Source organism: Nonomuraea sp. NPDC049309 (assembly GCF_043196965.1).
GTDB classification, from domain to species: Bacteria; Actinomycetota; Actinomycetes; order Streptosporangiales; family Streptosporangiaceae; genus Nonomuraea; species Nonomuraea fastidiosa.
Genome location: NZ_JBICSH010000005.1, coordinates 560,601 through 583,003 on the forward strand (window position 1 = coordinate 560,601; position 22,403 = coordinate 583,003).

A 22,403-nucleotide genomic window follows, 5' to 3' on the forward strand; every position below is an offset into this window, starting at 1 on the left:
CTGCGCCCGGCCACCCCGGCCCGGGCGCCTGAGCCGGGGTGGCCGGGGCGCCTGCGGGTTCGTCAGAGCGCGACGCCGAGGAGGGCGTCGGCGAGGTCCTTGACGAGGGCGGGGGCGGAGGGGTCGGAGCCGGGGCGGGCGAGCGCGTCGTCGGCCCAGGCGTCGATGGCGGCCAGCGCGCCGGGCGCGTCGAGGTCGGCGGCGAGCCGCTCGCGGACCGTGGCCAGTAGGTCGCCGGCCGGGGGGCCGGCGGGCAGCGCGACGGCGGAGCGCCAGCGGGCCAGCCGCCGCTCGGCCGCCTCGATCTGGTCCGGCGTGTACTCCCAGTCGGTGCGGTAGTGGTGGGCGAGCAGGGCGAGCCTGATCGCCATGGGGTCGTGGGCCTGCCGCAGCTTGGAGACGAAGATGAGGTTGCCCCTCGACTTCGACATCTTCTCGCCGTCGAGGCCGACCATGCCGGCGTGGGTGTAGAACTTGGCGAACGGCCACTCGCCGGTGGCCGCGTGCCCTTCCGAGGCGCCGCACTCGTGGTGCGGGAAGATCAGGTCGGAGCCGCCGCCGGCGACGTCGTATCCCGCTCCCAGGTAGTCGAGGGCGATCGTGGTGCATTCGATGTGCCAGCCGGGCCTGCCGCGGCCGAGCGGCGAGTCCCAGGCGGGCTCTCCGGGGCGCTCGGCCCGCCACATCAGCCAGTCGAGCGGGTGGCGCTTGCCGGGGCGGCCGGGGTCGCCGCCGCGCTCGGCGAACAGGGCCAGCATCTGCTGCTCGTCGTAGCCGGACACCTGGCCGAACTTGGGGGCGTCGGCGACGCTGAAGTAGACGTCGCCGTCGAGGGTGTAGGTGACGCCCTTGGCCGACAGCCGGATGATGAGGTCGGCCACGCGGTCGATGATCTCGGTGACGCCGACGTACTCGCGGGGCGGCAGGATGCGCAGCGCCTCCATGTCGCCGCGGAACAGCTCGATCTCCCGCTCGGCCAGCTCCTGCCAGTCGACGCCGGTCTGCTCGGCCCGCTCCAGCAGCGGATCGTCCACGTCGGTGGCGTTCTGGGTGTAGTGGACCTCGTGGCCGGCGTCGCGCCACATGCGGCCGACGAGGTCGAAGGCGAGGTAGGTGTTGGCGTGGCCGAGGTGGGTGGCGTCGTACGGGGTGATGCCGCAGACGTACATCCTGGCCGTCGGCCCTGGATCGGTCTGCCGCACCTGCCTGGCCGACGTGTCGTAGAGACTCAGCGGAATGCTGCTACCTGGGAGTTTTGGAACGTTCTGGGCAGACCACGATCTCATGCCTTTGAGCCTATCTGTCCTGATCGGCGGTCAGGTCGGTGAAGTCGTACGTCACACCCTCGGGCGCGATGGAGACCCGCATCACCGACAGGGAGGCGAAGACGCGGCCGTCCGGCATCTCGTGCCTGATGATGAGCGCGCCGCGGTCGCCGGAGGGCGGCTCGGTGGCGAACTCGCTCCAGTCCTCGGCGGCGCGGAAGCGCGGCAGGTACGCGGCCACGCGCTCGCTTTCGGGGTCGAGGCCGGAGTTGACGACCATGCTGGTGCCCGCGGGCAGCGGCGCGGTGGTGAGCCGCTCGCCGTTCCAGCTCCACATCCGCACCTCGCCGAGGTCGGCGAGCACGAGGTGGAAGGGGTCGTAGCGGCTCAGGTCGGCGCCGGGTCCCTCCCCCGTGTACGCCGCGCGCAGCGCGAGGTCGCCCCGGGAGACCTTCGTCGTCTCATCGGCGGGCTTGCCGTGCCCGTTGAGCAGGGCGGCGGCACGCCGGGCCGCCGGGTTGACGGCCAGCCAGGTGCCGCCCGCCTTGAGGTCGCGCCCGCCGATCACGCCGGGATAGTCGTCGGGCCAGTGCTCGCCCGGCCCCTCCCAGGGCCGGTCGGCGAACTCGTCCCTGACGCCCATGAGCGTCAGCTCCCGGCCGGTCCTCACGATCAGCGTGCACATGGGCAAATGGTAATGAACCGGCGACGATCGCCCTAGATCGGGGGCCAGGGTATCGCGGGCCAGCCCTCCGACGGATAGGGGTGCACGCCGGTGTCGAGCAGCCGCCGCACCCGCTGCCAGGTGGCCTCGACCTCGGCAAGCGACAGCAGCTCGCGCAGCCGGCGGCCGAGCGGGCCCGACTCGATGTCGCGTTCGAGCTTGGCGAGCACCGCCACCGCCTCGCGGGAGAGCGGCTTGCCCCGCCACTGCCACAGGACCGTGCGGAGCTTGTCCTCGACGGAGAAGCACACGCCGTGATCGACCCCGTAGACGTGGCCGGTGGGCAGGGGCAGCAGGTGGCCGCCCTTGCGGTCGGCGTTGTTGACCACCGCGTCGAAGACCGCCATCCGGCGCACGACCGGGTTGCGGCTCTTGACCAGCCGCATGAGGTCGATCTCGCGCTCGGTGTCGATCCACAGCTGGCACATGCCGGGGCCGAAGGGCCCGTCGCGGTAGACCGTGGGCGGCACGATGCGCCAGCCGGTGGCCTGGGAGACCTCGAAGGCGGCGACCTCGCGGGCGGCGAGGGTGCCGTCGGGGAAGTCCCACAGGGGGCGCTCGCCGCGTACGGGCTTGTAGACGCAGGCGGCCTGGCGGTCGCCGAGCCTGACCGAGCAGTAGAGCGTCATGTTGGTCGCCTCGACCAGGCGGCCCGCGACCTCCAGCGTCCCCTCGCGCAGCAGCGTGAGAGCCTCCTCGTCATGCACGGGAGGCGGCGGGGCGGGCTTGACGGCCGGTTCGCTCTCGGGAGCGGTCATGAAGCCGCCTCACCCCCGCGGTAGCCGTTGAGTCGGACGCACACGTGCCCCGTGGCGTCGAGGGGCTGGCCGCACAGCGGGCACGGGGGACGGCCCGCCGCGACGATCTGGAGCGCTCGCTGGCTGAAGGCCCGCGCAGCCCCGGCGCTGATGCGCACGCGCAGCACCGAGGGCTCGACCTTGTCGAGATCGTCTTCGTCGATGACCTCCTGCGCCTCGATCACCACCTGTGACTTCTCCGCATCCCAGGTCAGCGCCATGGTGCCGACGCGGAAGTCCTCCGCGACCGGCGTGTCGAGAGGACCGTCGTCGGCCAGGTCGGCGGGCGCCAGCGCGGGCACCTGGGCGGTGCCTCCGCTGAGCCGCAGGACCTCGTCGAGCAGCTCGTCGAGTCTGCCCGCGAGCGCCGCCACCTGCAGTTTCTCCAGTGCCACCGTGGTCAGTCTGCCCTCGGCCCTGGCCTGCAGGAAGAAGACCCGCGCGCCCGGCCGCCCCAGGGCACCGGCGACGAACCTCTCCGGTGGGTCGTAGTCGAAGACCGGCATAGCCTGACCTTACGTGGTTCCGGACCCGCCGCCGACGGCGGCATCGCTCCCGGTGATGTTTTCTCCCCCGTCTTTCTCCTCCGAATCCTCGGACAGCTTCAATTCCCCCATATCGTTAATCCTGTGGACAAAGGGACGCAAGGGGGCATAGCGAATGACGGTGACCGCGGCCGGATCGGCAGTTATCCGCTGAAAGTTATCGAGGTGAAGCCCCAGCGCGTCGGCCACGATGGACTTGATCACATCGCCGTGACTGCACACGAGGTATATAGCCTTCTCCCCGAGGCGTTCATTCCAGTCGCGGACCGCGGCGACGGCCCGGTGCTGCATGTCCGCCACCGCTTCCCCGCCGGGGAACGTCACCGCGCTCGGATGCGCCTGCACGACCGGCCACAACGGCTCCTCGGCCAGCTCCTTCAGCGGCCGGCCCGTCCAATCCCCGTAGCCGCACTCGATGAACCGCTCATCGGCGATCACCTCGAGCCCGCGTCCGTCCGCGACGGCTTCCGCCGTTTCCAAGCAGCGCTCGAGCGGGCTGGAGACAATGGCGTCGAGCCTGACGCCCGCGACGCGCCCGGCGAGCGCGGCGGCCTGCGCCCTGCCCGCCTCGCTCAGATGCACCCCTGGGGTGCGGCCGGCCAGCACCGGCCCCGTAAGGTCCGTCAGCCCGTGCCGGACCAGAATCAACGTGGTCATTCCGCAAGTGTCGCAGGCGTCTATCACGACGTTTCATCGGCCTGAACGGTAACCTGGCGGGATCATGGAGCAGCGCTATGTCGGCCACAGCGGCCTGTCGGTGTCCCGGTTGGGACTCGGCACGATGACCTGGGGGCGTGACACCGACGCGGACGAGGCCGCGGCCCAGCTCCGCACGTTCCTCGACGCGGGCGGCAACCTCGTCGACACGGCCGACGTCTATACCGGCGGCGACTCCGAGCGGCTGCTCGGCCGGATGCTGCGCGACACGGTGCCGCGCTCGGAGCTGGTGATCTCCACCAAGGCCGTGGTGACGCCGCAGGGCCGCCGCCCGCGCGACGCCTCCAGGCGCCATCTCATCGCCGCCGTCGACGACTCGCTCAACCGCCTCGGGCTCGACTACGTCGATCTGTGGCAGCTGCACACCTACGACGACGAGGTGCCGCTGGAGGAGACCCTGGCCGCACTCGACGCGATCGTCTCCTCCGGCCGCGCCGTCTACGCCGGCGTCTGCGACTACACCGGCTGGCAGCTCGCCGCCGCGGCCGTCACCCAGAAGATGGTGCCCGGCCGCATCCCGATCACCGCCGCCCAGACCGAATACTCGCTGCTGGCCCGCGAGCCCGAGCGGGAGCTGCTGCCCGCCGCCGCCCACCTCGGCGTCGGCGTGCTGGCCTGGTCGCCGCTCGGCCGCGGGGTGCTGACCGGCAAATACCGCACCGGCATCCCCGCCGACTCGCGGGCCGCGACCCCCCACTTCGCCGACTTCGTCCGCCCCTATCTGGACGAGCGCAGCCGCCGGGTCGTCGAGTCCGTCATGACCGCGGCCGACGGCCTCGGCGTGTCGCCGCTGGCCGTGGCCCTGTCGTGGGTGCGCGACCAGCCCGGCGTCGCCTCGGCCATCGTCGGCGCCCGCACGCACGCGCAGCTCAAAGGCATCCTGCCCGCCGAGGACGTCGTGCTGCCGATAGAGATCCGAGAGGCACTCGATGACGTGTCGTCGATCGACTAGGACGGCGCGCCGTCACCGCCGCGAGGAACGTAAGCCTCGCTCGCGTATCACTAGTCGATACCGAAACGCAACTTCGGCCGCAAAAAGCCTGCGTCGTCCGCCTGATGTCCAGCAAGATTTCTCCCGGAAGCGACGCAGGAGGGGACGGATGGGGACCAGAACCGCGATCTCGGCCGGAGTTCTCGCGGTGGCGCTGGTGGCCGTCCCGGTGGGGGCTCCCGCCGCATCGGCCACCGCCCAGGACTGCACGCGCGACGGTGGCCTGCTCTCAGGAGTGACCAACACGCTGTGCGACGTCGTCCAGGCGCTCACTGGAACGGTCGACACGCTGACCGGCGGCACGACCCGCAAGGTGACGGACGGGCTCGACAAGACCACCGACGAGGTGCTCGGGCGCGTCGGCGAGGTGCTGCCGACCGCCAAGCCGAAGGTGGACACCGACGAGGACGAGGACGGGCCGCCGACCGGCAGGCCGGACCCCTCGGCGACCCCCGGCCCGCCCGAGGACGACGACGACTGCCTGGCCACGTCGTCCTGCTCCGGCCGCAGCAGCGTCGACCGGCTCACCCCCAAGCCCGACATCTCGCCGTCCCCCTCCCCCACCGACCAGCCGCCCGAGGGCCTCATCTCCGCCACCGCCACCTCCATCCCCCTGCCGGTCCCCGCCCGGCCCGAGCCGTCCAGGCCCCCGCAGCGGCAGAGCACGCAGCGCCCGGTGACGCCGAAGAAGACCGCGCACGCCGAAGAACCCCGGGTCGATCTGCTGTGGCCCAACCCGTTCTCGCACGAGCTGGCCGTGCCGATGCAGGACCGCCGGGTGGTGCGGCCCAGCCCGCCGGCCTCCGACGTGCTCGGCACGGTGCTGACCATCGCGCTGCTCGGCTCCGCGGTGCTCGCCACGCGCATCGTCCAGCAGCGGCGGCACCAGGGCGAGTCCACCGAATCGATCCCCTTCGAGCCCGCCCGCGCCGGCAACGGCCGCCACCGCCTCGCCTGACGCCCTCGAACGACCGCACCCGAGAACCCCCAGCGGCCCCGGCCGCCCCGCCGGACCTCACGCCCCCGGCCGAAGCTCCGGCCGGACAACACGAAACCCCCGGCCCGACGGGCGGGCCAGGGGTTCAGGCGGTGGCGGGGACGGTCAGCCGCCGATGGCGTGGACGCCGCCGTCGACGTGGACGATCTCGCCGGTCGTCGCCGGGAACCAGTCGGACAGCAGCGCCACGCACGCCCGCGCCGTGGGCATGGTGTCGGCGAGGTCCCAGCCGAGCGGCGCCTTCTCCGGCCAGCTGTCCTCGAACTCCTTGAAGCCGGGGATCGACTTGGCCGCCATCGTGCGCAGCGGCCCGGCCGCCACGAGGTTGACGCGGATGTTGTGCTTGCCGAGGTCGCGGGCGAGGTAGCGGTTGCAGGACTCGAGCCCGGCCTTCGCCACGCCCATCCAGTCGTAGACCGGCCACGCCTTGGAGGCGTCGAAGTCGAGGCCGACCACCGCGCCGCCCTCCTTCATCAGCGGCAGGCAGGCCACGGCCAGCGACTTGTAGGAGTACGTGGAGACCTGCAGCGCCGTGGCGACGTCCTCCCACGAGGTGTTGAGGAAGTTGCCGCCGAGCGCGGACTGCGGGGCGAAGCCGATGGAGTGGACGACGCCGTCGAGCCCGTCGACGTGCTCGCCCACGCGGTCGGCCAGCGTGTCGAGGTGTTCGGTGTTCTGGACGTCGAGCTCCAGCACCGGCGCGGGCTCGGGCAGCCGCTTGGCGATGCGCTCGACGAGGCTGAGCCGGCCGAAGCCGGTCAGCACGACCTTCGCGCCCTCCTCCTGCGCCAGCTTGGCCACCGCGAACGCGATCGACGCGTCGGTCAGCACCCCGGTGACGAGGATCCGCTTGCCGTCGAGAATGCCCATGTCAGTGCCCCATTCCGAGTCCGCCGTCGACCGGGATCACGGCCCCGGTGATGTAGGAGGCGTCGTCGCTCGCCAGGAAGCGCACGACGCGCGCGATCTCCTCGGGGGCCGCCTGCCGCCCGAGCGGGATGTTGGACACGATGGCCTCGTGGTCCAGCTCCGCGGTCATGTCGGTGGCGACGAAGCCGGGCGAGACGACGTTGACGGTGATGTTGCGCGAGCCGTACTCGCGCGCCAGCGAGCGGGCGAAACCGACCAGGCCCGCCTTGGAGGCGGCGTAGTTGGCCTGGCCGGCCTGGCCGGTGAGGCCGATGACGGAGGAGATGAGGATGATCCGGCCGCGCTTGAGCCGCATCATGGGCCTGATGGCCCGCTTGGCGACGCGGTAGGCGCCGGTGAGGTTGGTGTCGATGACGTCGGTGAAGGTCTCTTCCTTCATCATCGCCAGCAGCGTGTCCTTGGTGATGCCGGCGTTGGAGACCAGCACCTCGACCGGACCCTGCTCGGCCTCGACCTTGTCGAAGGCGGCCTCGACGTCGGCGGTGCTGGTGACGTCGCAGCGCACGCCGAACAGGCCCTCGGGCGGCTCACCCGATCGGTACGTGACCGCGACGGCGTCGCCTGCCGCGGCGAGTTCTCGGGCGATCGCGAGGCCTATGCCGCGATTGCCCCCGGTGACGAGTACAGAGCGTGCCATGACACACGACGGTATCCCCTACCGGCCGGTATCCGCTTGTCCGGGTGGCACAAGATCACAGGGTTAGGATCGTGGACATGCGCCAGATCGATTCCGACTTCCTGGAGCTGCCGCTGCGGCAGCTCGCGGACGCCGCTCTGCAACGCGCTCGCGACCTCGGCGCCGAGCACGCGGACTTCCGGCTCGAACGCATCAGGGCCGAGTCCCTCAGCCTGTACGACGCCCGGCTCGAAGGTTCCATGGACGCCGACGATCTGGGCTACGCGGTACGCGTGGTCAAGAACGGCACCTGGGGCTTCGCCTCCGGCATCCACCTGACGCCCGAGGCCGCCGCCAGGGTGGCCGAGCAGGCCGTGCGCGTGGCGGAGGTGAGCGCCCCCATCAACAGGGAGCGCATCGAGCTGGCTCCCGAGCCGGTCCACGCCGAGGCCGTGTGGGTGTCCGACTACGAGATCGACCCGTTCGACGTGGCCACGTCCGACAAAGTGAGCCTGCTGGCCGAATGGTCCGCCGGGCTGCTCAAGGGCGCCGACCACGTCTCGGCCCGGCTGCTGCAGGTCAAAGAGCAGAAGTTCTACGCCGACACCGCCGGCACCGTGACCACCCAGCAGCGGGTGCGGGTCCACCCCACGCTCAACGCCATGAAGACGGGCGAGCACGGCTTCGACGACATGTCCACGCTGGCGCCGCCGACCGGCCGCGGCTACGAGTACCTCACCGGCGACCACTGGGACTGGCAGGGCGAGCTGGCCAGGCTGCCCGAGCTGCTGGCGGAGAAGCTGGCCGCGCCCTCCGTCGAGGCCGGCGAGTACGACCTGGTCATCGACCCGTCCAACCTGTGGCTGACGATCCACGAGTCGATCGGCCACGCCACCGAGCTCGACCGCGCCCTCGGCTACGAGGCCGCCTACGCCGGCACCAGCTTCGCCACCTTCGACCAGCTCGGCGAGCTGGTCTACGGCTCCCCCGTCATGAACGTCACCGGCGACCGCACCGTCACCCACGGCCTTGCCACCATCGGCTACGACGACGAGGGCGTGCAGGCGCAGAGCTTCGACATCATCAAGGACGGCGTCCTGGTCGGCTACCAGCTCGACCGGCGCATGGCGCTGATGAAGGGGCTCGGCCGCTCCAACGGCTGCGCGTTCGCCGACTCGCCCGGCCACATGCCCATCCAGCGCATGGCGAACGTCTCACTCGCGCCGGCCCCTGACGGGCCGTCCACCGACGACCTGATCGCGGGCGTCGAGCGGGGCATCTACCTCGTCGGCGACAAGAGCTGGTCGATCGACATGCAGCGCTACAACTTCCAGTTCACCGCCCAGCGGGCCTACCGCATCACCGGCGGCCGGCTGGACGGCCAGATCAGGGACTTCGCCTACCAGGCCACGACGACCGACTTCTGGCGGTCGATGGAGGCGGTCGGCGGGCCCGGCACGTACGTGCTCGGCGGCGCCTTCAACTGCGGCAAGGGCCAGCCGGGACAGGTCGCGCCGGTCAGCCACGGGTGCCCGTCGGCGCTGTTCCGCGGCGTACGGATCCTCAACACGGTGCAGGAGGGCGGCAAGTGACGCCTCAGGAGATGGTGGAGAGGGCGCTCGAGCTCTCCTCTAACGACGGCTGCGTGGTGCTGGTGGACGAGGGCTCCACCGCCAACCTGCGCTTCGCGGGCAACACGCTGACCACGAACGGCGTCGCGCGCTCGTCCCGGCTGACCGTCATCTCGATCGCGGGCGGCAAGGTCGGCGTGGTGTCGCGCTCGGCCGTACGCGACGACCAGCTCGCCGACGTGGTGGCGGCGGCCGACGCGGCGGCGCGCGAGGCGCAGCCCGCGGAGGACGCCAGGCCGCTCGTCGAGGCCGGCCCCGCCTCGCCCCACTGGGACGACGAAGTGGTGCCGACCGACATCGAGGTGTTCCGGCGCTTCACCCCCGCTTTGGGGGAGGCGTTCGCGGCGGCGGAGGCCGGCGGCAGGAAGCTGTACGGATTCGCCGAGCACTCGCTGACCACCACGTTCCTCGGCACCTCGGCCGGCGTGCGGCTGCGCCACGACCAGCCGACCGGGCGGCTCGAGGTCAACGCCAAGTCCGGCGACCTCAAGCGTTCGGCGTGGGCGGGCGTGTCCACCGAGGACTTCACCGACGTCGACGTCTCCGCGCTCGGCTCGTCGCTCGCCCAGCGGCTCGAATGGGCGAAGAACCGCGTCGAGCTGCCCGCGGGCCGCTACGAGACGCTGCTGCCGCCGAGCGCCGTGGCCGATCTGATGATCTACATGTTCTGGTCGGCGGGTGCGCGTGACGCGCTCGACGGGCGTACGGTCTTCTCCAAGCCGGGCGGCGGCACCCGCGTCGGCGAGCAGCTCGCCCGGCTGCCCGTCACGCTGACCAGCGACCCCGCGGCGCCCGGCATCAGCTGCGCGCCGTTCGTGACGGCCCACGCCTCCAGCCGGGAGAGCTCGGTGTTCGACAACGGGCTGCCGCTGTCGCGTACCGACTGGATCAAGGACGGCCGGCTCGAGGCGCTGCTGCAGACCCGCCACTCGGCCGAGCTGAGCGGCCTGCCCGTGACGCCCGCCATCGACAACCTCATCATGACCGGGCCTGACGGCGCGGCCTCGCTCGACGACATGATCGCCTCGACCCGGCGCGGGCTGCTGCTCACCTGCCTGTGGTACATCCGCGAGGTCGATCCCCAGACGCTGCTCCTCACCGGGCTGACCCGCGACGGTGTCTACCTCGTCGAGAACGGCGAGGTCGTGGGCGAGGTGAACAACTTCCGCTTCAACGAGAGCCCCGTCGGCCTGCTGGGGCGGATGACCGAGGTCGGCGAGGGCGGCCGCACGCTGCCCCGGGAGTGGAGCGACTACTTCCAGCGGGCGATCATGCCGGCGGTGCGGGTGCCCGACTTCAACATGTCCACGGTCAGCCAGGCGAACTGACGCCCGCAGCGGCCCTCGGGCCCGCTCTGGGTCTCACGCTGCGTCTCTCGGCTGCCTCGCGTCTCGCTGTCTCGCGCTCGGGCCGGGCCTTCACGCCCGCCCGGGCGCGAGCCGTCTGCGCCCCTGGCGCGGCCGCAATCTCGAACGCGACCCGCCCGGGGCTGCTCACGCTGCCCGCCCGTCGCCCGGGCCTTGCTTGGCCGCGCGCACTTTGCTCGGGCTTCCGGCGCACTGCCCGCCGAGGCGCCCACCTCTGCGACGCCCGAACCGCCTCCTCTGCGCTACGTACGCCTCTATGGCGTGTCCACGCCCCTTGCCAGGGCCTCGACGCGCCCCGCAACGGCCGCACGCCCTCTGGAGGGCTCTGAGAGCCTTAGGGGGCTTCTGGCGGCCTGCACAGGCTCGACGAGGCTTCTCGCACGCCGAAGCGAGCCGGAAGGCGCAAACCGGAGCGAATCGGACGGCCTGAGCCGAAGCCGGGCCGTGCGCGGACGCCGGAAGGCGTGAGCGCGTCTCAGGCGTCTTCGAGGCGGAAGCCGACCTTCATGCCGACCTGGAAGTGGGCGACCTCCCCCGCGTCGAGGTGGCCCCTGATCTCCGTGACCTCGAACCAGTCGAGGTGCCGCAGCGTCTCGGAGGCCCTCTTGAGGCCGTTGCGGATGGCCTGGTCGACGCTCTCCCCTGAGGTGCCGACGATCTCGGTCACCCGGTACGTGCGATCCGTCATCTCCACATCCTCCTTACTCGAAGGCCATGGTCGCATGACCCCCTGCCCTTGCCGGGGCACGGTCCGGAGCTCGGCATGGCGGGACTACCGTGGGAAGCATGAAGGGGTGGCGCAGGAAGCCGGAGGTCCACCGGGTCACGGACGCCAAGCCGTCGCTGTCGGCCGACATCCGCAAGCGCGAGGTCAGCTATCTGATCAAGATGGGGATCCGCACGATCTGCCTGATCCTGGCGGTCGTGGTGCCGATCCCGTGGCCGTACCGGCTGCTGTTCATCGCCGGCGCGGTCTTTTTGCCATACATAGCCGTAATCGGGGCCAATGAGAGGGGGAACCCTGGTCCGCCGCCTACCTTTCAGAGCCCGGAGGCTAACCAAACCGAGATACCGCTGCATCGACGCGAGATCGGGTCGTGACTAACTCTTGACGCATCCCATGGGTTGTAGGTGTACGCTTTAGCCAAGCGCTCCGGTCCCCCGTCGGAGTGCTGGTGCCGGCGTTCCGGGCCCCCGTCGGAACGCCGATGATGCGACGCCGGGTGGTTTGCCCCCGTAACCACCCGGCGTCGCCCTTTTCCCGGGTCGCGTTTCGATCAACGCGCGCCGATCGCCCCGGTTCGATAGGGCGGCTTTCCCGAAATCGTTTACACTCGCCCCCTCCCGTTATTCACAGGAAATCTTCAGGTTTGGGGCGAGCTTGACTTCAAGAGTTCGTTCGAGTGTCAGTCGTCTGTCAGAGTCTCTTGGGTGGCGCGGCTCCAGTTCTTCGCCAATGTGGTCAATCTGGCGACGGCGTCTTCCGGGGCGGTGCCGGCGCCCTGAGCGAGCCCCAGCAGGTAGGCGGTGAGCGGCGCGGCGGGCCTCGCCACCCCGTGGGCGACCTCCTTGGTGAGGTCGAGGATCTGGTCGCGGTCCACCCTGGCCGGGTCGATGCCCAGCTCCTTGCAGGCCAGGACGGTCCATTCGTGCAGCACGTTCATGCGAGCCTCCTCCAGGTCGTCCATTGTGTCGCAGTCGAACCAGGGGCGCCCGGGCAACGTGAGCCGGGCGCGTACGAGCGGGGCCAGCACGCCTCTGAGCGAACGCCCCTCGTAGGCGGCCATGCCCGCCTTGAGCTCGGGCGCCGGCCACACGCCCGCCAGCCACTGCTCCCGCCCGCCGTCGTCCAGCAGAATGGCGGCGCCGCCCGCCTCCCGGGCCGCTTCGCGCAGCGCCGCCACGTGGCCCTGCCCCATGAACGGGAGATCCGCGGCCAGCAGGACCAGCCAGCGGGACGTCACGTGGGGCAGCGCGGCGGCGAGCGCCGGGACCGGGCCGCTGCCCGGCGGGTCCTCCCGGACGTACACGACGCCGGGGAGGGGACGACGCTCCGGGCCCGCCACGACGACGGTGCGGGCGCCTTCGACCGCCGCGATCACGTGCTCGACGAGGGACCGGCCGCCCACGGTGAGCGCCGGCTTGTCCGCCCCGCCCAGCCGCCTGGCCCGCCCACCGGCCAGGATCACCGCATCGAACGCCTCACTCACAGCCCCTCCCTGCCCGCTTTCGCGCTCCACGAAGCCGCCCCAGCTCCGACCGCCGCCACCACGGCGAAGAACGGGCCGGTCTCACCATGGCTGAGAACGCGCCGACCGCCGCCATCCTGGCGAGGAATTCGCCTGACGCCGCTACCATCGCGCAGAGTTCGCCTGACGCCGCCACCGCGATGAAGGGTGCGCCGACCGCCCCACCATGTCGAAGGACGCGCCGACCACTGCCACCGTGGCGACGGGTGTATCTGACGCCGCCACCATGGCGGACGATGCGCCCGGCGCCGCTGCCTGTGCGGCGAGCCACGGCGGCGGGCATGCCGGTCGCGGACCGTCAGCCGCCGATGGCGGACATCGGGCGGGCCGGCTGGAGGAACGACGGGTCGTCGATGCCGTGCCCGGCGCGCTTGGTGGCGACGGCGGCGACCCAGCGCTCGGCCAGCTCGTCGTCGGAAGCCCCGGCCCGCATCGCGGTCTTCAGGTCGGACTCCTCGGTGGCGAACAGGCAGTTGCGCACCTGGCCGTCGGCGGTGAGCCGCACCCGGTCGCAGGCGCCGCAGAACGGCCGCGTCACCGAGCCGATCACGCCGACCCTGGCCGGGCCGCCGTTCACGAGGAACCGCTCGGCGGGGGCGCTGCCGCGCTCTTCGCGATCGTCGGGAATGAGGTCGAACTCGGTGGACAGCAGACGCAGGATCTCGTCGGCGGTCACCATGTCGGCGCGGCTCCAGCCGTGCTGGGCGTCGAGCGGCATCTGCTCGATGAAGCGCAGCTCGTAGCCCTGGTCGAGGGCCCAGCGCAGCAGCGGCACGGCCTCATGGTCGTTGATGCCGCGCATCAGCACCGCGTTGATCTTGACGGGACGCAGCCCGGCGGCGTCGGCGGCGGCCAGACCGGCGATGACGTCGGCGTGCCGGTCGCGGTGGGCGAGCCGCATGAACGTGCCGGGGTCGAGCGTGTCGAGCGAGACGTTGACCCGGTCGAGCCCGGCGGCGGCCAGCGGCTCGGCCAGGCGGGCCAGCCCGATGCCGTTGCTGGTCAGCGAGATCTGCGGGCGGGGCTCGAGCTCGGCGGTGCGGGCGACGATGTCGATCAGCTCGCGGCGCAGGAGGGGTTCGCCGCCGGTGTAGCGGACCTCGGTGATGCCGAGGCGTTCGACGCCGATCGTGACCAGGCGGACGATCTCGTCGGCGGTGAGCAGCTCGGGCTTCGGCAGCCAGTCGAGGCCCTCGGGCGGCATGCAGTACGTGCAGCGCAGGTTGCACTTGTCGGTGAGGGACACCCTCAGATCTGTCGCCACCCGTCCGAACGAGTCTCGCAACACGGGGCGTCACCTCCTGTTCGTGTGCCGATCGCCAGCCTACGTCGGGTTTACGCCCAGCCGGAAATCCCCTGGTTCACGCCTCGAGCACCCATTGTTCCCTAGATCGATTCTGAGCTCACGCTGAGGGAGGGGGGCCCTTGATCCCAGGACCCGCCGTCCTGCGGACCGCTCCGCCGCTCCCCACCGGCCGCACTTTGCGGGTGCCGCCCCGCGGACCGGCCACCGGCACCCCGTCGGCCGGACCCAGCGCGTGTCGTCCCGCGGACCGGCCACCGGCATCCTGCCTGGCGGTGTCCTGTGCGGATGGGGACGGCGTCGGTCGCTCGCCCGTGACCCCTGCCCTTCCCGGTCCTGGCGCTTCGCCCGGGGACAAGCCGCCGACGTGAGCAACGGCCGCGCGTGGCTCGCCCAGGACACGCTCCTCAGCAGGCTCGCGGGTGGCGGCCGCGCAAGGGACGCGGGTGACAGGGCCGCGCAAGAGATACGGCGAAGGGGGCGCAGGTGGCGGTGGCGGTCGGGTTCGGCACAGGCGGCCGGGCCGGCGGCGATCGGGTTCAGCGCAGACGACCGAACCGACGGCGATCGGGTTCAGCGCAGACGACCGAACCGACGGCGATCGGGTTCAGCGCGGGTGGCCGGGGTGGTGGCGCGGGAGCGGTTTCCGCGGTGGGCGAGGCCGGGAACGGCGAACGCCCGGCCGCTCGGGCCGGGCGTTCGCGGGAGGTGATCAGTGGTGACGGTGGCGGTGGCCGATGACCTTCACCCGGTCGGTGTCCTCGGACGGGGCGAGGTACCGGCTGCCCTCGAACACCGCGCGCCAGGTGCCCGACGTGCGGGCCGGCACCTTCAGGGCGAAGCTGCCGTTGCCGCGGGTGCGGACGGTGTCGACGTGCTCCCAGCGGCCGCTGCCGGCGGGCTGGAAGAGGATGACGATCCGCTTCCAGGCCAGGCGGTGCCAGGTCTCCTGCTTCTTGCAGCGGTCGGAGTGGATGACCGACACGAGGCCGCTGATGTAGTCCTCTTCGCACTTGACGGAGAGCTTGCCCCCGATGTGGAGAGGCCGGCCGCGGTAGGCGGGCTCAGGGGTCACGTCGAGGCTGAGGCTGGTCTTGCCGCCCGCGACATCCGGGTCGAGGCCCGGGTCGGCGAGCGCGGGCGTGGCGGCGGTGGTGGCCACCACCGTCGCACTCATGGCGGCAGCCGCCAGGCCGGCGGCGAGACGTCGCATCTTCAAGAGAGAAATCCTTCCCCGTTTGCGAGACGGCCCACGTAGCGGGGCGCGTCAACGCCGATAGACGCGCCCGGGGAAGGAAAAGTTGCGACCAGACCGATCACAAAAGGACAACAACGCCATTGTTCACGGCCATTAACAGAATGGCCTACCGCGCGATTTGTTGCACTTTCGAATTGTCTGGTGAGTAATGTCCAGTTCCGGCGAAGCGGACGCGCCAGTGACCCCCCGTACGCCCCTGCACGGTCTGGACGAACGCGCCGGACGCGTCGGTCGTGGCCTGCCCCACCTTCTCCCAGGCCGAGTTCTCGTCGGGACGCCAGAGGATGTCCAGGCGCTGCTTGGCGAACGGGCCGTAGTCGGTCAGGCCGCGCGGATCGACGCGGGTGAGCGAGCCGCGCAGGCGCACGCCGTCCCCCTTGGCCGCCTTCTCCACCCGCACGGAGGACAGCCTGCTCTCCCTCCTGAGCTGGAACGAGGCGTACCGGGTGACGGTCTTGCCGTCCCTGCCCTTGGCGGTGGCGGTGATCGTCCAGGTGCCGGCCGGGTAGTAGCGGTTCAGGCGCTTGTCCGGCAGGAAGCGCCAGGTCTCCCAGCCGCCGGCCATCCTGGCGGGCGGCACGGGGATCCGGCGCCACACCAGCCGGGGCGGGACCGCCTCCGCGACCTGGGCCTTGTTCTGGGGCCGCACGCTCACCTTCGGCGCGACGACGGCTCCGATCGGCGCCGGTTGCGCGTTCTGCGCCGGCTGCTGTGCCGCGGCCTGCTGCGCCTCCGGCCGCGCGCCCTGGAGCCGGTGCTGCTGCTCGCCGGCGTAGGCATAGGTGAGGATGTGGCGCGGGCGGTAGGGTTCCCGGCCGGGGGCGATGACGGTGGCGGGAGCGCCGGTCTGGGCCGTCTCCCCGGTCTCACCTTGAGCCGCCGGCGTCTGGGGCGTTCCCTGCTGAGTCGTTCCCTGCTGAGTCGTTCCCTGCCCGGTCGAGCCCTGCCCGGTCGAGCCCTGAGCCGTTCCGTCCTGGGCCGCCTCGTCGGCCGTCCCCTGGGGCGCGGGCTCCGTGGTCTGCTGGGGTTCGTCCTCGACGGGCGGCTGAGCGGGCGGTGTGTCCGGCTGCTGGATGGCGTCCGGCTGCTGGGTGGTGCCGGGTGTCGCGGGGTTCTGGGGTTCGATGGCGGGTGGGGTGGCGGGACGGGGTTGCGGGGTGGCGCCGGCGGGTGGAGCGCCGGGTTCGACCTTGACGGTGACGCCGTCCTTGCCCTTCACCCCTCTGGCGATCACGTCGATCACCAGGCGGACGGAGCCGTGCGCGCCGACCACCGGCTGTGCGGGTCGTACGGTGATGGAACGGATGGCGGGCTCGGTCGCGGCGGAGGCGGGCGGTGCGGGCACCGTGAGCGCTCCCGCCGCGAGCGAGGCGAGTAGAAGGCTTCTGCTCATGATCGAGACGGTAGGAACCGGCCGGTAATGGGCACGGCCACAACACACGCCCCGAATGGCAAAGCCGGGATCAGCCTGAATAGAGCCCTTCGATGACGTCGGCGTACTTCGAGTGGATGATCCGCCTCTTCAGCTTGAGGCTCGGGGTGAGCTCCTCGGTCTCGGCGGTCCACTCCACGCCGAGCAGGGCCCACTTCTTGACCTGCTGCACGCGGGCGAGCTTGGCGTTGGCCGCGCGTACCGCCTCCTCGACCTCCTTGAGCACCTCAGGATGCTGGGCCAGCTCGGCGAGCGAGCCGAAGGAGATGCCGCGCGCCCTGGCCCAGCCGGGCGCGGTCTCGGCGTCGAGGGTGAGGATGGCGACGGGGTGGGGGCGCCGGTCGCCGTAGGCGAGCGCCTGGCCGATGAGGATGTGCTGCTTGAGGTGGTTCTCGATCTCGGCGGGTGAGATGTTCTCGCCGCCCGCGGTGATGATCAGCTCCTTCTTGCGGTCGACGACGCGGTAGAAGCCGTCCTCGTCCACGGTGCCGATGTCGCCGGTGTGCAGCCAGCCGTCCTCGTCGATGAGCTCGGCGGTGGCCTCGGGCCTGTTGAGGTAGCCGGCGGTGTTGAGCGGGCTGCGGGTGAGGATCTCACCGTCCTCGGCGATGCGCATCTCGACGCCGGGTTCGGCCCTGCCGACGCTGCCCAGGCGGTAGCAGGTGGCGCTGTTGCCGGTGCAGGCCCCGGCGGTCTCGGTCATGCCGTACACGTCGATGACCTTGATCCCGAGCCCGGCGAAGAAGTGGCGCACCTCGTCCGAGAGCGGGGCGGCGCCGGTGGCGGTCCACTCGGCGCGGTCGAAGCCGATCAAGCCGCGGATGGCGGAGAGCACGGCCGCGTCGGCCTTCTCGTACGCGGCCTCGATCTCGGGCGTGACGGTGCGGCCGTACTGCCCGGCCTCGACGTACGCGGCCCCGGCGGCCATGGCGGCGCGTACGGCGGCCTGCTGCTCCTCCGGCTGAGCGGCGAGCACGGCCTGCAGGCGGGCCATCATCTTCTCCCACACGCGCGGCACGCCGAAGAACGACATCGGCCTGACCTTCCCCAGCGTGGCGCCGAGGTTCGCGAGGTCGGTGCAGAAGTGCACGTGGGAGGCCTTCACCAGCGGCAGGTAGAGGCTCAGGATGCGCTCGGCGATGTGGGCGTAGGTGAGGTAGGAGACCTGGGTGCCCTTCTCGGGCAGCCTGGTCAGCCGGTCGGTGGCGGCCACCTCGTAGAAGATGTTGGTGTGGGTGAGCGGCACGCCCTTGGGCGTGCCCGTGGTGCCGGAGGTGTACAGCACGGTCGCCACGTCCTCGGGGGTGACCGCGCGGTGGCGGGCCTCGACGGTGGCCGGGTCGGCGGCCAGGCGCTCGCGGCCCAGCTTCAGGAACTCCCGCCAGGTCATGAAGCGGTCGCCGGCGGGAGCGCCGTCCAGCATGATGATCTTGCGCAGGCCGTCGAGGCGGTCGAGGACGGGCGCCCAGCGGGCCAGCTCGGCGGGGCCGCCGAGCACCGCGATGCGGGCGCCGACGTCGCCGGCCACGAAGGCGATCTGGTCGGGCGCGAACGTCGAGTAGATCGTGCAGCCCACCCCACCGGCGTGCACGGCGCCGAGGTCGGCGAGCACGTGCTCGCTGCGGTTGACCATCATGATCGCCACCGGCTCCCCCGGCCGGAGCCCGAGCGCGATGTAGCCGGCGGCGATCTCCAGGACCCGCGTGCGGGCCTCGCCGTAGGTGAGCGTGGTCCATCCGTCGCCGTCCGGATCCGAGTACGCGGGCGCGTCGCCGTGTCGCTCCGCCGCGTTCGCGAGCCGCTCGCACACGGTACGGCCGGCGATCTCCCGCAGGATCTCCGCCCGGACTTCGAGGACATCGGCCATGGCACCCGCCTCCCGTCAGTCATCACTTATGCGAGTGGCATGCATCGCATCACAGCACGTCGAAGGCGACAAGAGCGTGCGGAGAAAGATCCCTGTCGTTCACGTACAGTGATCGAAACAGTGCGTGGAGTGTCGGGGGGCGCGCATGAGCAAGCATGGTGGCGGCAGGACGTTCTTCGGGCATCCGTGGGGGCTGGCCACCCTGTTCTGCACCGAGATGTGGGAGCGGTTCTCGTGGTACGGCCTGCGGGCCATCCTGGCCACGTTCATGGCCGCCTCGCCCGCGCACCAGGGGCTCGGCCTCTCCCAGGAGACGGCGCAGGCGGTGGTCGGCGTCTACGGGGCGCTGATCTACCTGGTGGCGCTGCCCGGCGGGTGGATCGCCGACCGCATCCTGGGCGCGCGCAGGTCGGTGCTGTGGGGCGGGTTCATCATCATGCTGGGGCACATCAGCATGGCGATCCCGGTGACGACGCCGTTCTTCGTCTGGCTCGGGCTGCTGCTGATCATCTCCGGCACGGGCCTGCTGAAGCCGAACATCTCGGTCATGGTGGGCCGGCTCTATCCCGAGGGCGACGACGGGCGCAGGGACGCCGGCTTCTCGCTGTTCTACCTCGGCATCAACCTGGGGGCGTTCGTCGCGCCGATCGTGGTGGGCTGGCTGGCCGCGGACGACCGCTGGCATCTCGGGTTCGGCGCGGCGGCGGTCGGCATGGCGCTCGGCCTGGGCCAGTACGTGTGGGGCCGGCACAGCCTGCGCGGCGTCGGCGAGCGTCCCGGCCTGCGCCTGACCCGCCGCGAGCGGCACCACTTCCTGCGGCTGGTGCTGCTCGGCGTGGCGGTCGCCGCGATCGCGATGGGGGCGTGGGCGGCGACGGGGACGCTGACGATCGACGGGCTCACCGTGGTGATCACCGTGATCATCCTCATCGTGCCGATCGCCTACTTCGGCTACATCCTGCTGGGCAGCCACGACCTGACCGAGGACGAGCGGACCAGGATGAAGGCCTACATCTGGCTGTTCATCGCGGCGGCGGTGTTCTGGATGATCTACGACCTGGCGCCGAGCAAGCTGCTGTTCTTCGCCGCCGACCACACGGACCTGTCGCTGTTCGGGCTGCCGATCCAGGCGGCCACCACGCAGTCGTTCAACCCGCTGTTCATCATGATCTTCGTGCCGGTGTTCGCGGCGCTGTGGGTGCGGCTCGGCACGCGGGTGAGCACGCCGCAGAAGTTCGCCTTCGCCCTCGTCATGGTGGGGCTGAGCTTCGTGGTGATGGCGCTGGCGGCCTCGCTGGCCGGGAGCGGCCGGGTGTCGGTGTGGTGGCTGGTGCTGGTCTACCTCATCCAGGTGTTCGGCGAGCTGTCGCTGAGCCCGGTCGGGCTGTCGGTGACGGCGAAGCTGGCGCCGGAGGCGTTCAAGGGGCAGATGCTGGGCCTGTGGTTCATCGCCACGTCGGTCGGCGACGCGGTCGGCGGGCAGACCGGACGGCTGGTCCGCGTACTGTCCGATCCGGCGTACTACCTGGTGCTGGCGGCGATGGCGATCGTGGCGGGGGCGGCGCTGTTCATGTTCACCCGCAAGCTGCGGATCATGATGGCCGAGCACCACGAACCGGCCATGCGGTAGACATTGCCAACGTGTCCGAACTTCTCGACCTGGCCGGAATCTTCGTCTTCGCGCTGTCGGGCGCGCTCATGGGCGTGCGCAAGCGCCTCGACGTGGTCGGCATGGCGGTGCTGGCCGAGATCACCGCGCTCGGCGGCGGTCTCGTCCGCGACCTCATTTTGAACGTGCGGCCCGCCGCCTTCCAGAGCGTCGGCTACGTGCTGGTGCCGCTGGCCGCCACCGTGATCGTGTTCTTCTGGCATCCCCATGTGGCCAGGGTCATGCCGGCGATCCTGGTGCTGGACGCGGCCGGGCTCGGGCTGTTCTGCGCGGTCGGCACGGCCAAGGCCATGGAGTACGGTCTCAGCCCCCTGCACGCCTCACTGCTGGGCGTCACCTCGGCGGTCGGCGGCGGCATGCTGCGCGACGTGCTGGCCGGGGAGATCCCCACGCTGCTGTACGACCGGCAGCTCTACGCGGTGCCCGCCCTGGTGGGGTCGGCGGCGATGGCGGGGCTGTCGGCGTACGGGCTGCACGGCTGGCCGGCCACGCTGGCGGCGGCGGTGCTGGCCTTCGGGCTGCGCATCGCCGCGATGCGGCGCAACTGGCGGGCGCCGCTGGCCAGGGGCGTCGGCGACTGAGCGTCACACCATCCCGATGAGCGACTCGCGCGGTGTCGGCACCGCCGCCGGGCCCTGGTCGAGTGCGGCGCGCAGCCGTACGACCGCGTCGGCGAGCACCTGGGGCGGCTGGGTGAACGGCAGCCGCAGGTAGTTCTCCAGCGTGCCGTCCAGGCCGAACCACGGGCCGGGCGCCAGGCGCAGCCCCTGGCAGGCGGCCGCCTCGGCGAGCACGGCCGAGCTGGTGCCGGGCCCGAGGCGTACCCAGAGGGTGCCGCCGCCCCTGGGCGGCACGAACGTCCACTCCGGCAGGTGCTCGCGCAACCCGTCGATCAGCGCCGCGCGTGAGGCGCGCAGCCCGCGGCGGCGCTCGGCGCGGGTCTCCTCGAGCCGGTCGAACAGCCGCGCCACGACGAGCTGTTCCAGCACGGGGCTGGCCAGATCGACCGAGGCGCGGAACGTGGCCAGGCGGCGGATCAGCGCCGCCCCGGCGCGGATCCAGCCGATGCGCAGCCCGCCCCACCACAGCTTGGACGCCGACCCGACGCTGATCACCCGGCCGTCGGTGTCGAAGGCGGCCATCGGCGCGGTCCGCGGCACGTCGTCCAGCGCCAGCTCGGCCCAGGTCTCGTCCACCAGCAGCGTGGTCCCCGACCGGCGGGCGGCGCCGACGAGCGCGGCGCGCACGGAGTCCTCCATGAGGGCGCCCGTTGGGTTCTGGAAGTCGGGCATCAGGTACGCGAGCCGCACCGACGACTGGTTCATCGCCCCCGCCACCAGGTCCTGGTGCCAGCCGTCGTGGGAGACGCCGACCGGGACGAGGCGGGCCCCGCGCCCGCGGGCCGCGTCGATGGCGTGCGGGTAGGTGGGCGACTCGATCAGCACCGGGTCGCCTGGGCCGGTGAGCAGGCCGAGGACGAGCTGGATCGCGTGCTGGGAGCCGGTGGTGACGAGGATCTGCTCGGGCCTGGTGGCCACTCCCCTGGCGGTGTAGCGGGCGGCGATGCGCTCCCTGAGCGCGGGCAGGCCCATGGGGTCGTAGCCGTTGCCCATGCCGTAGCGCGGCAGGTCCTCCGCCGCCTCCGCCATGGCCTCGGCGAGCCCGCAGGGCGCGGGCGGCGCGGCGGCGTGGAGCTGGATGAGGCCGTCGCCGTCGGTGCCGAGCCACGGGTTGTCGGCGGTCACGGCGGGGTCGGGCAGCGCCGTCCAGCTTCCCGAGCCCTGCCGGCTCTCCAGGTAGCCGAGCTCCCGCAGCAGGTCGTAGGCGGCGGTGACGGTGGTGCGGCTGACCTTGAGCGTCTGGGCGAGGTGGCGCTCTGCGGGCATGCGGACGCGTACGGGGATCTGCCCGTCCAGGATGCGGGCGCGCACCGCGTCGGCGAGCGCGCGGTAGTAGGGACGGGCGCCGGGGTCGACTCCGGCGAGGCGGGCCACCTGCGTGGCCGACAAGTGCCGCATGAGGCCACTTTTCGCCATTGGCCCTGT

At 71.6% G+C, this 22,403-nt stretch carries 21 protein-coding genes; 7 read left to right on the forward strand and 14 right to left on the reverse strand.

Annotation, left to right across the window (positions count from 1 at the left end; translation table 11 throughout):
- Nucleotides 1-62: 62 nt before the first annotated feature.
- Genes mshC through ACGFIM_RS30960 form a run of 5 tightly spaced genes read right to left on the reverse strand, consistent with a single transcriptional unit; the run spans nucleotide 63 to nucleotide 3,988 of the window.
- Nucleotides 63-1,286: a cysteine--1-D-myo-inosityl 2-amino-2-deoxy-alpha-D-glucopyranoside ligase gene (gene mshC / locus ACGFIM_RS30940; protein WP_393207332.1), complete on the reverse strand. Its 1,224-nt coding sequence runs from the start codon at nucleotides 1,284-1,286 to the stop codon at nucleotides 63-65.
- Nucleotides 1,287-1,296: 10 nt separating this feature from the next.
- Nucleotides 1,297-1,950, reverse strand: coding sequence for an NRDE family protein (locus tag ACGFIM_RS30945; protein ID WP_393207335.1), 654 nt, complete (start codon nucleotides 1,948-1,950; stop codon nucleotides 1,297-1,299).
- Nucleotides 1,951-1,982: 32 nt separating this feature from the next.
- On the reverse strand, nucleotides 1,983-2,747 hold the full coding sequence (locus ACGFIM_RS30950; RefSeq protein WP_364065488.1) for an SCO1664 family protein: 765 nt from the start codon (nucleotides 2,745-2,747) through the stop codon (nucleotides 1,983-1,985).
- The gene (locus ACGFIM_RS30955; RefSeq protein ID WP_393207339.1) at nucleotides 2,744-3,292 is read right to left on the reverse strand and encodes a DUF3090 domain-containing protein; all 549 of its coding nucleotides are present in this window, start codon (nucleotides 3,290-3,292) and stop codon (nucleotides 2,744-2,746) included. Before ACGFIM_RS30955 ends, ACGFIM_RS30950 begins: the two co-directional genes overlap by 4 nt.
- Nucleotides 3,293-3,301: 9 nt before the next feature.
- Nucleotides 3,302-3,988 carry an MSMEG_4193 family putative phosphomutase gene (locus ACGFIM_RS30960; RefSeq protein ID WP_393207342.1) on the reverse strand — a complete coding sequence of 229 codons (687 nt, stop codon included), beginning with the start codon at nucleotides 3,986-3,988 and terminating at the stop codon, nucleotides 3,302-3,304.
- A 64-nt stretch (nucleotides 3,989-4,052) separates the two neighbouring features.
- Between ACGFIM_RS30960 and ACGFIM_RS30965 the strand changes: the two genes are divergently transcribed.
- Nucleotides 4,053-5,000, forward strand: coding sequence for an aldo/keto reductase (locus tag ACGFIM_RS30965; protein ID WP_393207345.1), 948 nt, complete (start codon nucleotides 4,053-4,055; stop codon nucleotides 4,998-5,000).
- Between the two features lie 148 nt (nucleotides 5,001-5,148).
- Complete coding sequence (locus ACGFIM_RS30970) at nucleotides 5,149-5,997, forward strand: hypothetical protein (protein WP_393207348.1); 849 nt, start codon at nucleotides 5,149-5,151, stop codon at nucleotides 5,995-5,997.
- 144 nt (nucleotides 5,998-6,141) lie between these two features.
- On the opposite strand, the gene fabI is transcribed toward ACGFIM_RS30970, so the two are convergent.
- The gene (gene fabI / locus ACGFIM_RS30975; protein ID WP_393207350.1) at nucleotides 6,142-6,906 is read right to left on the reverse strand and encodes an enoyl-ACP reductase FabI; all 765 of its coding nucleotides are present in this window, start codon (nucleotides 6,904-6,906) and stop codon (nucleotides 6,142-6,144) included.
- A 1-nt stretch (nucleotide 6,907) separates the two neighbouring features.
- Nucleotides 6,908-7,603, reverse strand: coding sequence for a beta-ketoacyl-ACP reductase (locus ACGFIM_RS30980; RefSeq protein ID WP_393207353.1), 696 nt, complete (start codon nucleotides 7,601-7,603; stop codon nucleotides 6,908-6,910).
- Nucleotides 7,604-7,680: 77 nt separating this feature from the next.
- Between ACGFIM_RS30980 and ACGFIM_RS30985 the strand changes: the two genes are divergently transcribed.
- Both ACGFIM_RS30985 and ACGFIM_RS30990 read left to right on the forward strand, forming a co-directional pair.
- Nucleotides 7,681-9,174 (forward strand): TldD/PmbA family protein, encoded by a 1,494-nt coding sequence (locus ACGFIM_RS30985; RefSeq protein WP_393207356.1) that lies wholly within the window; start codon nucleotides 7,681-7,683, stop codon nucleotides 9,172-9,174.
- Nucleotides 9,171-10,541, forward strand: coding sequence for a metallopeptidase TldD-related protein (locus ACGFIM_RS30990; RefSeq protein ID WP_393207359.1), 1,371 nt, complete (start codon nucleotides 9,171-9,173; stop codon nucleotides 10,539-10,541). Before ACGFIM_RS30985 ends, ACGFIM_RS30990 begins: the two co-directional genes overlap by 4 nt.
- A 514-nt stretch (nucleotides 10,542-11,055) precedes the next feature.
- Here ACGFIM_RS30990 and ACGFIM_RS30995 read toward each other — a convergent pair.
- Complete coding sequence (locus tag ACGFIM_RS30995) at nucleotides 11,056-11,268, reverse strand: dodecin (RefSeq protein ID WP_364065515.1); 213 nt, start codon at nucleotides 11,266-11,268, stop codon at nucleotides 11,056-11,058.
- Nucleotides 11,269-11,366: 98 nt separating this feature from the next.
- On the opposite strand from ACGFIM_RS30995, the gene ACGFIM_RS31000 reads away from it, so the two are divergent.
- Complete coding sequence (locus ACGFIM_RS31000) at nucleotides 11,367-11,681, forward strand: DUF3099 domain-containing protein (protein WP_393207363.1); 315 nt, start codon at nucleotides 11,367-11,369, stop codon at nucleotides 11,679-11,681.
- A 305-nt stretch (nucleotides 11,682-11,986) separates the two neighbouring features.
- Here the strand turns inward: ACGFIM_RS31000 and ACGFIM_RS31005 are convergent, their stop codons facing one another.
- The 5 genes from ACGFIM_RS31005 to ACGFIM_RS31025 form a co-directional block, all read right to left on the reverse strand.
- A complete protein-coding gene (locus ACGFIM_RS31005; protein WP_393207366.1) occupies nucleotides 11,987-12,790 on the reverse strand; it encodes an NTP transferase domain-containing protein in 804 nt (267 codons plus the stop codon).
- Nucleotides 12,791-13,127: 337 nt separating this feature from the next.
- A complete protein-coding gene (gene moaA / locus ACGFIM_RS31010) occupies nucleotides 13,128-14,117 on the reverse strand; it encodes a GTP 3',8-cyclase MoaA (protein WP_393207369.1) in 990 nt (329 codons plus the stop codon).
- A 727-nt stretch (nucleotides 14,118-14,844) separates the two neighbouring features.
- The gene (locus ACGFIM_RS31015) at nucleotides 14,845-15,351 is read right to left on the reverse strand and encodes a hypothetical protein (RefSeq protein ID WP_393207372.1); all 507 of its coding nucleotides are present in this window, start codon (nucleotides 15,349-15,351) and stop codon (nucleotides 14,845-14,847) included.
- A 145-nt stretch (nucleotides 15,352-15,496) separates the two neighbouring features.
- Nucleotides 15,497-16,783: a hypothetical protein gene (locus tag ACGFIM_RS31020; protein ID WP_393207375.1), complete on the reverse strand. Its 1,287-nt coding sequence runs from the start codon at nucleotides 16,781-16,783 to the stop codon at nucleotides 15,497-15,499.
- 70 nt (nucleotides 16,784-16,853) lie between these two features.
- The gene (locus tag ACGFIM_RS31025) at nucleotides 16,854-18,689 is read right to left on the reverse strand and encodes an AMP-dependent synthetase/ligase (protein ID WP_393207378.1); all 1,836 of its coding nucleotides are present in this window, start codon (nucleotides 18,687-18,689) and stop codon (nucleotides 16,854-16,856) included.
- A 145-nt stretch (nucleotides 18,690-18,834) separates the two neighbouring features.
- Here ACGFIM_RS31025 and ACGFIM_RS31030 point away from each other — a divergent pair, with 145 nt between their 5' ends.
- Together ACGFIM_RS31030 and ACGFIM_RS31035 are read left to right on the forward strand one after the other, a co-directional pair.
- Nucleotides 18,835-20,319, forward strand: coding sequence for a peptide MFS transporter (locus ACGFIM_RS31030; protein WP_393207381.1), 1,485 nt, complete (start codon nucleotides 18,835-18,837; stop codon nucleotides 20,317-20,319).
- 11 nt (nucleotides 20,320-20,330) lie between these two features.
- A complete protein-coding gene (locus ACGFIM_RS31035) occupies nucleotides 20,331-20,939 on the forward strand; it encodes a trimeric intracellular cation channel family protein (RefSeq protein ID WP_393207384.1) in 609 nt (202 codons plus the stop codon).
- Between the two features lie 3 nt (nucleotides 20,940-20,942).
- Here ACGFIM_RS31035 and ACGFIM_RS31040 read toward each other — a convergent pair whose 3' ends face one another.
- Nucleotides 20,943-22,376 carry a PLP-dependent aminotransferase family protein gene (locus ACGFIM_RS31040; protein WP_393207387.1) on the reverse strand — a complete coding sequence of 478 codons (1,434 nt, stop codon included), beginning with the start codon at nucleotides 22,374-22,376 and terminating at the stop codon, nucleotides 20,943-20,945.
- Nucleotides 22,377-22,403 lie beyond the last annotated feature (27 nt).

Coding starts and splice junctions, on each gene's coding strand:
- ACGFIM_RS31040 (WP_393207387.1), bottom strand. CDS start 22,376: ATGCGGCACTTGTCGGCCACGCAGGTGGCCCGCCTCGCCGGAGTCGAC.
- ACGFIM_RS30970 (WP_393207348.1), top strand. CDS start 5,149: ATGGGGACCAGAACCGCGATCTCGGCCGGAGTTCTCGCGGTGGCGCTG.
- ACGFIM_RS30950 (WP_364065488.1), bottom strand. CDS start 2,747: ATGACCGCTCCCGAGAGCGAACCGGCCGTCAAGCCCGCCCCGCCGCCT.
- ACGFIM_RS30985 (WP_393207356.1), top strand. CDS start 7,681: ATGCGCCAGATCGATTCCGACTTCCTGGAGCTGCCGCTGCGGCAGCTC.
- mshC (WP_393207332.1), bottom strand. CDS start 1,286: ATGAGATCGTGGTCTGCCCAGAACGTTCCAAAACTCCCAGGTAGCAGC.
- ACGFIM_RS30995 (WP_364065515.1), bottom strand. CDS start 11,268: ATGACGGATCGCACGTACCGGGTGACCGAGATCGTCGGCACCTCAGGG.
- fabI (WP_393207350.1), bottom strand. CDS start 6,906: ATGGGCATTCTCGACGGCAAGCGGATCCTCGTCACCGGGGTGCTGACC.
- ACGFIM_RS30965 (WP_393207345.1), top strand. CDS start 4,053: ATGGAGCAGCGCTATGTCGGCCACAGCGGCCTGTCGGTGTCCCGGTTG.
- ACGFIM_RS30980 (WP_393207353.1), bottom strand. CDS start 7,603: ATGGCACGCTCTGTACTCGTCACCGGGGGCAATCGCGGCATAGGCCTC.
- ACGFIM_RS31025 (WP_393207378.1), bottom strand. CDS start 18,689: ATGGCCGATGTCCTCGAAGTCCGGGCGGAGATCCTGCGGGAGATCGCC.
- ACGFIM_RS31020 (WP_393207375.1), bottom strand. CDS start 16,783: ATGAGCAGAAGCCTTCTACTCGCCTCGCTCGCGGCGGGAGCGCTCACG.
- ACGFIM_RS30955 (WP_393207339.1), bottom strand. CDS start 3,292: ATGCCGGTCTTCGACTACGACCCACCGGAGAGGTTCGTCGCCGGTGCC.
- ACGFIM_RS31030 (WP_393207381.1), top strand. CDS start 18,835: ATGAGCAAGCATGGTGGCGGCAGGACGTTCTTCGGGCATCCGTGGGGG.
- ACGFIM_RS31000 (WP_393207363.1), top strand. CDS start 11,367: ATGAAGGGGTGGCGCAGGAAGCCGGAGGTCCACCGGGTCACGGACGCC.
- ACGFIM_RS30945 (WP_393207335.1), bottom strand. CDS start 1,950: ATGTGCACGCTGATCGTGAGGACCGGCCGGGAGCTGACGCTCATGGGC.
- ACGFIM_RS30960 (WP_393207342.1), bottom strand. CDS start 3,988: ATGACCACGTTGATTCTGGTCCGGCACGGGCTGACGGACCTTACGGGG.